The organism is Janthinobacterium svalbardense (genome assembly GCF_002327145.1).
Classification (GTDB): Bacteria; Pseudomonadota; Gammaproteobacteria; order Burkholderiales; family Burkholderiaceae_D; genus Janthinobacterium; species Janthinobacterium tructae.
Map to the genome: position 1 here is coordinate 5,086,324 of NZ_CP023422.1, position 11,762 is coordinate 5,098,085.

Annotated in this window: 11 protein-coding genes; 7 read left to right on the forward strand and 4 right to left on the reverse strand. The window is 61.1% G+C overall.

Annotated features, from left to right (window positions below; genetic code table 11):
- The 4 genes from CNX70_RS22620 to CNX70_RS22635 all read left to right on the forward strand — a co-directional run bounded on the left by CNX70_RS22620 (position 1) and on the right by CNX70_RS22635 (position 5,463).
- Positions 1-2,679, forward strand: coding sequence for a TonB-dependent receptor (locus CNX70_RS22620; RefSeq protein WP_096237273.1), 2,679 nt, complete (start codon positions 1-3; stop codon positions 2,677-2,679).
- 163 nt (positions 2,680-2,842) lie between these two features.
- Entirely contained in the window at positions 2,843-3,127 is a 285-nt protein-coding gene (locus CNX70_RS22625) for a hypothetical protein (RefSeq protein WP_167389588.1), read from the forward strand.
- Between the two features lie 44 nt (positions 3,128-3,171).
- Positions 3,172-4,059 (forward strand): MurR/RpiR family transcriptional regulator, encoded by an 888-nt coding sequence (locus CNX70_RS22630; RefSeq protein ID WP_096237277.1) that lies wholly within the window; start codon positions 3,172-3,174, stop codon positions 4,057-4,059.
- An 81-nt stretch (positions 4,060-4,140) separates the two neighbouring features.
- Positions 4,141-5,463, forward strand: a complete 1,323-nt coding sequence (locus CNX70_RS22635) for an aspartate aminotransferase family protein (RefSeq protein WP_096237278.1) — start codon at positions 4,141-4,143, stop codon at positions 5,461-5,463.
- On the opposite strand, the gene CNX70_RS22640 is transcribed toward CNX70_RS22635, so the two are convergent.
- The 4 genes from CNX70_RS22640 to CNX70_RS29015 all read right to left on the reverse strand — a co-directional run bounded on the left by CNX70_RS22640 (position 5,460) and on the right by CNX70_RS29015 (position 8,624).
- Positions 5,460-5,723 (reverse strand): PAAR domain-containing protein, encoded by a 264-nt coding sequence (locus CNX70_RS22640; RefSeq protein WP_096237280.1) that lies wholly within the window; start codon positions 5,721-5,723, stop codon positions 5,460-5,462. The two genes, CNX70_RS22635 and CNX70_RS22640, sit on opposite strands and share 4 nt — an antisense overlap.
- A gap of 28 nt (positions 5,724-5,751) precedes the next feature.
- Positions 5,752-6,840 carry a hypothetical protein gene (locus CNX70_RS22645; RefSeq protein WP_244198922.1) on the reverse strand — a complete coding sequence of 363 codons (1,089 nt, stop codon included), beginning with the start codon at positions 6,838-6,840 and terminating at the stop codon, positions 5,752-5,754.
- A gap of 322 nt (positions 6,841-7,162) precedes the next feature.
- A complete protein-coding gene (locus CNX70_RS22650; RefSeq protein ID WP_244198923.1) occupies positions 7,163-8,374 on the reverse strand; it encodes an effector protein Tle3 domain-containing protein in 1,212 nt (403 codons plus the stop codon).
- Positions 8,358-8,624, reverse strand: a complete 267-nt coding sequence (locus CNX70_RS29015) for a type VI secretion system baseplate subunit TssF (protein ID WP_341865574.1) — start codon at positions 8,622-8,624, stop codon at positions 8,358-8,360. Before CNX70_RS29015 ends, CNX70_RS22650 begins: the two co-directional genes overlap by 17 nt.
- 189 nt (positions 8,625-8,813) lie before the next feature.
- Here CNX70_RS29015 and CNX70_RS22660 point away from each other — a divergent pair, with 189 nt between their 5' ends.
- The 3 genes from CNX70_RS22660 to CNX70_RS28415 are packed head-to-tail and all read left to right on the forward strand — an operon-like array spanning position 8,814 to position 11,610.
- Complete coding sequence (locus CNX70_RS22660) at positions 8,814-10,145, forward strand: serine/threonine-protein kinase (RefSeq protein ID WP_096237284.1); 1,332 nt, start codon at positions 8,814-8,816, stop codon at positions 10,143-10,145.
- A 26-nt stretch (positions 10,146-10,171) separates the two neighbouring features.
- Positions 10,172-11,053 carry a tetratricopeptide repeat protein gene (locus tag CNX70_RS22665; protein ID WP_167389709.1) on the forward strand — a complete coding sequence of 294 codons (882 nt, stop codon included), beginning with the start codon at positions 10,172-10,174 and terminating at the stop codon, positions 11,051-11,053.
- A complete protein-coding gene (locus CNX70_RS28415; protein WP_157751244.1) occupies positions 11,050-11,610 on the forward strand; it encodes a hypothetical protein in 561 nt (186 codons plus the stop codon). The genes CNX70_RS22665 and CNX70_RS28415 overlap by 4 nt, the downstream gene beginning before the upstream one ends.
- Positions 11,611-11,762 lie beyond the last annotated feature (152 nt).

Here is an 11,762-nt window from a genome sequence, read left to right on the forward strand (position 1 = left end):
ATGAAGCAATGGATGGCAACGGGCACCCGCACGCCCAAGCAAAACACACGGTTGACCTTGAAGGCCACGGTGGCCGCGCTGGCCGGCGCAGGCCTGCTGAGCAGCGCTTCCGTCTGGGCGCAACAGGCGCCCGCCGTGGAGACACCGGCGGCAGAAGTGGCAGAAGTGGCAGAAACAGCGTCGGCGGCGGCGCCAGCCGACAATGCCGGCATCGCCGTGGTGGCCGTCACCGGCGTACGCCGCGCCGCACAGAGCGCGCAGACGATCAAGAAGAACAACGACCAGGTGGTCGACTCCATCGTTGCCGATGAAATCGGCAAATTCCCCGACAAGAACGTGGCCGAAATCCTCGGCCGCGTGACAGGCGTGCAAATTCGCCGCGAAGGCGGCGAAGCGGGCTCCGTCATCATCCGCGGCCTGCCCGGCGTGGTGACCTTGCTCAACGGCCGCGAAATGTTCACGTCCGTTGGCCGCAGCCTGTACCTGGCCGACATTCCGACGGCCATGCTGCAGCGCGTGGACGTGTACAAATCGCAGGGCGCCGACATGGTCGAAGGCGGCACGGCCGGCGTGATCGACGTGCGCACCAACCGCCCCTTCGACTTCAAGGGTTTTACGGCGTCTGGCAATGTGCGCGCCGAGCACCGTGACAAGTCCGGCTCGACGGACCCGAACGTCAGCGGCATGGTCTCGAACCGCTGGAAAACCCCGTACGGCGAATTCGGCGCCCTGCTCGGCCTGTCCTACCAGCGCAGCAAATACTATGACGAGACGATCTGGAACGCCGAACCGGTGAAGCGCCCGGAAGCGGGCAACATCACTGGCCCCGATTCCGTCGGCATGATTCCGACCGTGGGCGACCGCAAGCGCTATGCGGCGAATGCCGCCTTCCAGTGGCGCCCGAACTCGCAGGTGGAAGTGTATGCGGAAGGCATGTCGACCCTGATCAAGCACGCGTTCGACAGCCAGTTTTTCGTCGGTTCGCTGCCCTGGGGCCAGAATCCGGACATCACCCTGATCCCCGGCACCACTCAGGCGGCCACGGTGGGCAAGATCGATGGCCCATGGTCGCCGTTCACGCTCGGTTCGACCCAGGCGCGGCGCGACCGTTCGATCGGTTCGCAAGGCGCCATCGGCGCGCGCTGGGACGTCACGCCGCAATTGCGCGTGACGACGGAACTGGCGCGCACGGTCAGCAACTTCGAGCGCGAATTCCCCATCCTCGATTTCCTCGCCCATCCGACCAGCGTGATCGGCAGCACGAACGTGAACGGCGGCGCGCAAATCAGCTACCCCGGCTACAACATGCTGGACCCGAAGAACTACACGCTGCTCGGCTTTTACGACAACCACAACCACGACGAAGGCAGCTCCACCGACTGGCGCGCCGATGCCACATACGACATGGACAGCACGGGCTTCTTCCGCGAGTTTTCGGGCGGCGTGCGCATGGCCAAGCGCAAGGCCGAATCGATCCGCGAAAAAAATGGCCAGGGAGGGCTGACGTCGACCATGTACGCGGACGCGATTCCCGGCCTGGCCTGCACCTCGCACCAGAACACGGGCAACTTCGGCCTGCAAAGCTGGCTCACGCCATGCCGCGACTTCATGCTCAACAACACGGACACCTTGCGCCAGCTATTTACGGGCAGCAGCGAACGCAGCCCCGACGATCCGATGACCCACTTCAAGGATGTGGAAAAAACCAATGCCATCTACGGCAAGGCGCGCATCGGCTTTGACCTGGCACAAGTGCCGGTCGATGGCACCTTGGGCGTGCGCGTGGTGCAGACCAAGCAGGACTTGCAAGGCAATTCCTCGCAAAACGGCATCATCACGCCCGTGCGCGTGAAAACGTCCGACACGGACGTGCTGCCCAGCCTGACCCTGAAAGCCATGCTGCGCCAGGACCTGATCGCCCGCCTGACCGCCGGCAAGGCCGTACAGCGCCCGAACTTCGCCGACTTCAATCCCGGCGTGACCCTGGGCCAGAGCCTGGAAATGGTGCGCCCGACGGGCAGCGGCGGCAATCCCGACCTGAAACCCGTGGAAGGCAAGAACCTCGACGCGGCGCTGGAATGGTATTTCGCGCAGACGGGCTCCGTCACGGCCACCGTGTTCCGCCACAACTTCAAGAATTACATCCTGTCCGGTTCTGCCAAGGAAACGTATGGCGGCATCGTGTACGACATCACGCGCCCGCGCAACACGTCGAAGGGCCATCTGCAAGGCATGGAAATGGCCTACCAGCAGTTCTACGACAAACTGCCAGGCTGGATGAGCGGCCTGGGCCTGCAGGCCAACGCCACCTACATGACGGGCGAACTGGAAGAATTGAATGGCAGCGCACATCCGTTCACGGGCATGTCGAAATGGTCGGCCAACATCGTCGGCCTGTACGAACAGGGAGCATGGTCGGCGCGCCTTGCCTACAGCTGGCGCGACAAGTACGTCGACGACTACAACTACCGCGGCAAGGGCATCCACCTGACCGTGGCGCCGACGAAAACCCTGGACGCGTCGGTGTCATACAAGCTCAACCCGCACACCACGGTGACCCTGGACGCGAACAACCTGCTCGACTCGACCTACCGCGACTACCACGACACGCCGGACTACGTGCGCGATGTGCGCCGCTATGACAAGGTCGTCGGTTTGTCCGTCCGCTGGAGTTACTAGCCCCCCCTTTCTTCCTTGCGAGGGTTTTCAGCGCCAGCCGGCAACGGTTGGCGTTTTTTTTGCATTGAGGAATCTATCCGACATTGGAGTGATCTGGCGCAAGGTGCCGCCGCCGGGGCGCTTTTATGCTGGCGGCTTGACTAGCGAACCCGGCGGGGACAGCATGCGCGATGCACGGCACGTCGATGCACAGTTATTTCAACCCGACATCCCGCTGCGGCTCGACATGCGCACGGCGGCGCTGGTCGAACATGCGCTGGCCTTGCAGGAAATGGCCGGCACGGGCGCCGCCGCCCTGTTTTTGCATTGCCACGACGTGCCGCTGCCCACCGCCTTGCGCGTGCTGACGACGGGTCCGCGCCGCAAACCGGCCGGGCCACACCTGTTTGCCCGCCTGCGTCCGCGCACGGCCGCGCTGGCGCAAGGCTTGCCCCTACCGGCGCGCTGACGAATCCTGTACCATCGCCGCAACCTATCCAATGAGGCACGGCGATGCAGGCAGCGACACCCCACGACTCCTATGCGGCACTGATGGACCTGATCAAGGCGCGCCATGCGGAACTGAGCCCGCAATTCCAGGCCGGCGCACGCTACCTGGCCGACCATCCGGACGACGTGGCGGTATCATCGATGCGCAGCATCGCCGCGCGCGCCCAGGTGCAGTCGGCTGCCCTGGTGCGCCTGGCGCAGCAACTGGGCTTTTCCGGCTGGCCGGAACTCAAAGCCATCTTCGTCGAACGCCTGCGCGCGGGGCCGGCCGGGTATGCTGAAAAAGCCAATGCGCTGGCTGGCAAGGAAGGGAATCTGGTCACCGAAGTGTTCGCGGTGCAGCAGCGCAACCTGGCCGCCACGGAGAGCGCCAACCACGCCGCCCTGGATGCGGCCGCCAGCCTGCTGCAGGCGGCACCCCGCGTGCACGTGGCGGGCTTTCGCGCCGCCCACCCCATCGCCTATACCCTGCACTACCTGTACCGGCTGCTGCGCCCCAGCGTGCAGCTGCTGAGCGGCCAGGGCGGCACGCTGGAGATGGATTTGCGCGCCCTGCAGGCGGGTGAAGCCGTCGTTGTCATCAGCTTCGCGCCGTATTCCAGCGAAGCGCTGCTGGTGGCGCAGGCGGCGCGCCAGGCCGGCTGCCTGGTGGTCACCATCAGCGACAGCGCCATGTCGCCGCTGGCCCTGCAGGCCGACGCCAGCATCGTCATTGCCGTCGACAGCCCCTCCTTCTTCCCCTCCATCGTGGCCGGCGTCGCGGCCGTGGAAAGCCTGGTGGAATTGCTGGTGGCGCGCGCGGGGCCGGATGCCGTGACAGCCATCGGCGCGGCGGAAAAACAATTGCGGGCGCTGGGCGCCTACGCAAAAACATCAAATGATGTAAATTAAAAACAAATACATCAATCGTTGCATTGCGGCGCAGCGCATCCTATACTCGGCCATCTCCCTTGCCGACAAGAAAGCGATGCCATGAGCCATGTCTTCCACCGCAGCCTGACCGCCACTTACCCCGTCGCCATGGGCGGCGACGGCCCTTACTTGATCGATGCAAACGGTAAACGCTACCTGGACGCCTGCGGCGGCGCGGCCGTCTCGTGCCTGGGCCATGCGGATGCGGCCGTCATCGCCGCCGTGCAGCAGCAGATTGCCACGCTGGCCTACGCGCACAGCGCGTTTTTCACCAGCGAACCGATGGAGCAGCTGGCCGATTTCCTCGTCGCCCGTGCACCTGCCGGCATCGACAGCGTGTATTTCGTCTCGGGTGGCTCGGAAGCGGTGGAAAGCGCGCTGAAAATGGCGCGCCAGTATTTCGTCGAACGGGGCCAGCCGCAGCGCCGCCACGTCATCGCGCGCCGCCAGAGCTACCACGGCAACACCCTGGGTGCGCTGGCCACGGGCGGCAACGCCTGGCGCCGCCAGCAGTTCGAGCCATTGCTGATTGGCGTCACCCATGTGTCGCCCTGCTATGCCTGGCGCGACCAGGCAGCCTATGAAACGGATGGCGACTACGTGGCGCGCCTGGGCCAGGAGCTGGAAGACAATATCGCCGAGCTGGGCGCGGACAACGTCATGGCCTTCATCGCCGAACCCGTCGTCGGCGCCACGGTTGGCGCCCTGCCCGCTATCACCGGCTATTTTGCGCGCATGCGCGCCATCTGCCAGCGCCACGGCATCCTGTTGATTCTCGACGAAGTCATGTGCGGCATGGGCCGCACGGGCAGCCTGTTCGCCTGCGAGCAGGAAGCCATCACGGCCGACCTGATCTGCATCGCCAAGGGTTTGGGCGCCGGCTACCAGCCCATCGGCGCCGTGATGGTATCGAAGGACATCCGCGACACCCTCCGCGCCGGCACGGGCTTCTTCCAGCATGGCCATACGTATATCGGCCACGCCACGGCCTGCGCCGCCGCCCTGGCCGTGCAGCGGCAGATCGAGGAACGCGATTTATTGGCCAATGTGCGCGCCATGGGCGGCTTGCTCAAGGAGCGCCTGCACCAACGTTTCGATGGCCATGCGCATGTGGGCGACATCCGCGGCCGCGGCCTGTTCCTGGGCCTGGAACTGGTGCAGGAACGCGCCAGCAAGCAGCCGTTCGACCCGGCCCGCCGCCTGCACGCGCGCATCAAGGCGCACGCCATGCAGGGCGGGCTGATGTGCTACCCCATGGGCGGCACCATCGATGGCCTGCACGGCGACCACATCCTGCTGGCGCCGCCCTACATCATAGCCGCCAGCCACATCGATGAGCTCGTCGACAAGCTGGGCACGGCCATCGACGCCAGCCTCGCCTAACCGCGCCCGCTGTTGCCCACGGTGGACATCAGGCTGGCGCCGCAGCTGGTCTTGTGCCCGTCAAAGGCCACGGGCACGCCATCGATCAGCACCTGCGGAGCGCCCTCGGCGATCACGCAGCGCACGTGGCCCTTGATCGGACACACGCAAGGGTCGCCCTTGCGCGCCACGGCCACGCCCAGCACCGTACTGTTCGGCGCCGCTCCCACCACCTTGCCGCCGTGGCTGGTGGGGTCATTCAAACGGATCACGCCACGCATGCTCTTCTCCTTGAATATGTAAAACGCCTCATTGCGAAAACCCCTGGTAATACTCGCGCGCATCGTGGCGCAAGCCCCACCAGGGCAGATAAGCATGGTTGCCGCTGCGCGCGCGGAACCACGGTTTGTCGGGCTGGATCGGCCGCACGACGGTCGGCGGCGCCACCACCAGCGCGACAGGCGCGGACAGGTCGCTGGTGCCAGCCACCAGCACGGGTTTCCCGAAATGGTGCGCGTAGGCGATGCCCAGCGCCACGTTCGTCAGGGCGGTACCCGCGCCCGTCTCGCCCAGCACGGCGGTCAAATTGAAGCTTTGTTTGAGGAAATCGAATTCCGGCAATTGCACGGTGAGCGTCTGCGCCAGCGCACCCAACCGTGCGGACGAATCCTGCTGCGTATTGCCGGCGTCGTGAGTGAGATAGCCGATCCCGGTCTCGGCTTGATTGGCCTTAGCCGCAGCCTCTTCGATAGCCGCCGTCCACGCCTGCACCAGGCGCGGCGGTTCGCCCTTTTTGACTTCAAAATCCGCCACAGCCTTGCTGCTTGGATAGCCTAGCCACGCCAGCGGCGCCCGCTCCGTTTTAAAGTCGGGGCCGGCCAGCACCAGCAGTACCAGGTTTTCGTTGATCTGCCGGTCCAGGGGACGGCTGGGCGCATCCCAGTTCATGGCCCAGACAGTTTCCTTGGGGTGGCTTTGCAGGTAGTCGAGCGCGGCGGAAAGTGAAGTAAAACCGGCGTTGGGGCCGCCCGTGGTGATGCGGACGTCGGGTGGGGTGGAGCGGGTCCAGAGGGTGGGAGAGTGGATGTTGCCGATGCTAAAAGTCCTTGCAACTCTTTTGCGCACAAATGCTATCGTTTCGACCGGATCGAGCTTACCTTCTGGCAGGGCATATTCGATATGAATACCAGCCAATTCTCGCCAGCGTGACTTGTCCTCGGCTGAATGAACGTTATAAAAATATTCCGGGTCGGAGTAATACACATCATGGTACAAGTTCATTAACTCATTAATGTATTTTTCATGGTATCCATCGAAAGTTTCAGAGCCTTCATTACCTATAGCAATGGAGGCAATACTCTGCAACTTAGAATATTTTTCAGGTTTTTCTTTTACCATATCATCGTTCGGATTAGGCCGTGCCAGGCCGAGGGTCCAAAGTAGCTGCCATTCAGTGGGATAGTCTCTACGATGCAAAGGATTTAACCATTGCAACCCGACTACCTGAGCCAGAAATGGTCTCTGCACTAAAGATCCATCAATAGGAACGACAGGAGTCACTATGTTTGCCGATGTACGTAAACGGGCGCAAGCTGACAAAACTAAAACAATCAAAAACGCACCGAGTATAGATAACAATATAGATCTAGCCATGACATAATCTCCAACAAGATAAATATTTACTTAATATTTATGAATTTATATGAAATGTTATTTCTCTTTATAAAAATGCTCGTTCACCGGAATTAGGACGAGAATCAAGAGCAGGGTTCTCTCTCACGTCAACTATGGATACAGGAAGATTACCTTCTCCACCAGTCTGCTGAGACCATTGAGTAATGGTCAAACCATGCAATTTCCCATCATTGAAATATTCTTCGAACAATTTAGCGGATTCAGTATTATTTAGCGCCCTCAACAACCTCCAATCCGCCGCCACCCTCAACTTGCGCAGCTGGTACGGCTTGATGCGGCACACGCCCACCGCCACGTCGTACGCGAGCGCCCGCTCTGCGTGCATGGGGTTGGTCAGGATGCTGGAATGGTCGGTGGCATAGGCACCGGCCTGGCTGGACATCATTTCCTCTGTCCGCGTGCTGCGCCATGCTTGGTACTCGGCGTCAGGCGTGGCGTTGGGCATTTCCTGCTGGACTTTTTGACCGGCCGGACTTTTCCCTTCCCGTACGGCCTGCGCGCGTATCACCGCGCGCTGCTCGAAGCGCAACCGTGCCTCGTCATCGGCCGTGCCCCTGGCAATGTCCATGCGCCTGGTCTCGTCTTTTGCCGCCTGCCCCTGCAGGCCGCCGGGCGGAATCTCATGATCGGCAAGGTAATCGTCGCCGGGCGCGCGTTGCTTGCCCGCCTGGCGCGATTCGCCGGCGGGCGCGTAGCCTTCGTCGAATTGCTCGCTTGTCTGGCCAAAGCGCAAGGACTGCGGCTTGAAGGGCGGCAGCAAGTCAGGTGCGTTCAGTTCGATTTTCCAGTCTTTGTGGGGCGAGGCATTGCAAGGGCTTTGAGCCAGGCCCGTGATCACGATAAACACAGGTGCCAATCCCACCGTCAGGATGGTGGAACAGGCGCCCTCGCTGGCCTCGACGCCCTGCTTGATCGAATACGACGCATATTTCTGCGCCGGAAACCAGAAGTCCTTGCCGCCCGGCGCAGGCTTGCGCCAGTGATCGCTCCAGTAGTGATAGCTGCCCTGCTTGCCCACCTCAAACCCCTGGGCAAACACGCGCTGCACGCACACGCCTGCGGCCTCGGTGGCAGCCAGTTCGCCGCCGGGCGCGGTACCGGCAATCCCATATTGCTCGAGGTCCGCAGCGGCGGCCAAGCCGTGCTGCGCATTGGCCATCGAGCGGTCGATTTCCTCGTTTGTCTGCGCCATGCCCAGACTGGCGCGCTGGCGGATGATGTCAAAGAAGTTTTTCAAGGTGGCTATGCGCGCCTGCACCCTGCCCGTGCTGCCGTCCCACGAGTCCCAGCGCGCCAGCTATGGCCGGATAGCGCCGGGCAAACGCCTGATTGTGCGCATGCAAGGTGCCCAGTTCGCGCTCGTAATATTGCAGCAGCTCATCCATGCCAGCCTCCTTCGCCTGATCGGCACATGCCGGTACAGCCTCGTCTGCATTATTGAGGAAGCGGGGAATAGGAAAATTGAGTTTGAACAAGATTACATGCATCAGCAAGGAATGCCACTCCAGCGCTGGCACAGCACTTTTGTTCACTCTTTGCCAATATTAATTGACTTATTCGAAACAATCGTTTTAAATCAGGAGGTTACTCAAAATCAATCATCTTGGGCATTCAAACATCGCATTGACCCTCTCGATGCTTGACGTCCACGCTGATGCACTCAGAAGCCAAGATATATGGAACTGCTCGACTCCCTGCGTCAGACCCCGTCGCAAGACGACACGATCAGCGGGCACTATGAAGTGCGCCGCTTGCTGGGCGAAGGCGGTTTCGGCCATGTATTCGAAGCCTGGGATGCCAAGCTGTGCCGCAGCGTGGCGCTGAAGCGGCTGAAACCGCAAGCCGACGTGCTGCATCCGGAAAAACTCATCAATGAAGCGCGCCTGGCCGCCTCGCTGCGCCATGCCGCCTTCGTGCGCATCTTCGCCATCGAGGGCCAGGGCACGAGCCAGTCCATCGTCATGGAACTGGTCGAAGGCCAGACGCTGGGGCAATTCATGCACAGCGGCAAGGCGGACTTGCAGGCGGCGCTCGACATCGCCTACCAGATCGCCGACGCGATGGACGAGGCGCATGCCATGGACCTCGTCCATGGCGACCTGAAACCGTCGAACCTGATGCTGGAGGCAAGCGGCAAGGTGCGCATCCTCGACTTCGGCCTGGCGCGCCACATCGACCCGCAAGCGACGCAAACGACCACCCTGTGCGACTTGCAGGGCACGATCGCCTACATGGCGCCCGAGCGCCTGATGGGCCGCCTGCCCGACACGCGCGGCGACGTGTATGCCTTGGGCGCCATGCTGTACGAAATGCTGGCCGGCCAGCGCCACTTCGCCCACCTGAACGGCCTGGCCCTGGCCGCCGCCCACATGCAGGCAACGGAAGCCTGGCCCGACCTGCCGGAAACCGTCCCGCCCACCATCAACGCCCTCGTGCGCGCGATGACGGCGCACGACCCGGCCGAACGGCCACGTACCATGCGCGACGTGCGCGAGGCGATCGGGGTGCAGCGCGGCGAACCGCTGACCTTGGCCACGCCCCTTGCCGACGAGACGCCTGCGAAGGAAGAACCGCCCGCCAGCGTCTCCATCCGCCTGCCCCTGCCCGCAAGCGCACCCTGCAGTGGGGCGCGGGCGTGGCGCTGCTGGCGGTACTGGCGGGATGGCAGCTGCCCAATATCATTCCTGCCGTCAAATCGTTCGTCACGGGCGAAAAAGCACCGGCACCGTATTCGGAAATGGCTAGCATGGCAGCGGGGATGGAGGCGTTGCGGGTGTTTGATCGCGATACGAGCCAGGCGCAGGCCATCGAGCACTTTAGTACGGTGCTCAAGCATAATCCGACGAGCGCGGCCGCCGCCGCCGGCTTATCACTCGCCTTTAGTCTGCGTTATATTGGTGATGGCCGGGACGATACCTGGCTACAACGCGCAGATGCAAGCGCACAGCAAGCGCTGGCTGCAGACAGCCAACTTGCACTATCACACGTTGCGCGAGCTTGGGTCTTAGAACTGAAAGGCCAGCCCGACGAAGCCTTGATCGCAAGCGCAACAGCACTCAACTTAGACCCGCAGAATTTGCTGGGACTAGTCGGCAAGATAAGAGTACTGACAAAGGAAAAGAAGTTTACGTTGGCACAAACAGTTCTCGAAGGAACACATCAGTTATATCCTCGCGAACGTGTGTTCCAAATATTGCAGGGAATACTACACTATCGACAAAGCGCCTATAAGGACGCAGAGATCGCTTTTCGCAAGGCCATCGAACTCGATCCCAGGTCGTCCTCGGCATACTCCGCTCTCAATGCGGCACTTCTACGCCAGGATCGCCAGGATGAAGCTTTACAAGTGCTGCAACAAGGCCTGCAAATTCATCCACACTGGGAACTATACGGCAACCTGGGCACCTCTCTATTTGCCAAAGCAGACTATCTTGGCGCCGTAGAAGCATTCAAAAAAGCCGTGTCCTCGAATACAGGAAATCCGGGGGCCTACCTGCTGTGGGCCAATTTGGCGGATGCACAACGCTGGGTTCCCGCGCAGGCCGCAGCTTCGAAAGATTCATATCAACGTGCTATTACACTCCTCACCCCAATCGTAAAGCGCATGCCAGGCAATGCGACCCTCCATTCTCGAATGGCATTGTACAGAGCCTACATTGGCGATAAGACTGAAGCCATGGCGCGGCTCGAGCAAGCACTCGCGATTTCCAGCGATGTGGCAGACGTACAGTTTCGTGCCGCTCTCACGCAGGAGCTCATAGGCAATCATAAAGAGGCATTGGACGCGCTGCTGAAGGCCGCCAAACTTGGCTATCCAATAAATTTAATCGAATCAGCCCCTGATCTACTCGACCTCCGACGAGATAGCCGTTACCAGCAGTTTATTATCAACATACAAAGAGATCGCAAAATATGACGCATGTAAGCCCGTGGATGAAATTATCCGTACATTTTGATGCAGACCAGACTAGCAGCCAGCTCGACTACAATTTCAGTTCGTGCGATGGCTCTGCGAATCCAAGACACGGCCAATATATGGGGGGCATTCACTTCCAGCAAGGCCAGCATGTCTACGTAGAGGTCAATTGCTGTGGATCAAAAAAAAGCGGCTTTACCTCCTTCCAAATCGTCGACTGCTGCATTATCAGCGTCCCTCAGCTGACACAAATCGGTGCGCACGTGCCGACAGTGTATTCACCACCATCGCCATTTCTTCAAGCCCTCGGCGCGACTTACGGCTTGCAGCTGGATTTTGAATCGCAACTGCTGCCACAAGATCCGGAACTACCCGACTTACGTCGTATTCGCCAAGAATGGAAACACACACTTGACGTTGGCCATACCGAGGGACGCTGGGAACTGTCGTTTGTCCTAACTGTTCGTATCCTGCGCGGGGATAAAGTACAACCCGAACTGCGCGTTTTTGCCTTCGATCCAGAAAGTACTGTTGGCGGCTCAATAGACCTGGACTGATCGCTCCCACAAGCGGTAACACCGAATGGGGTAAGCGAACTTCCTCGGTGTCATTTCAACGGTACGGCCCCATCCGAACCGGAAAGTACGGCCTGCTGCTTGTTGGCCGCAGGCTAAGCCCGCACGGCCAAGCAACGCGACGTGGTACTCGT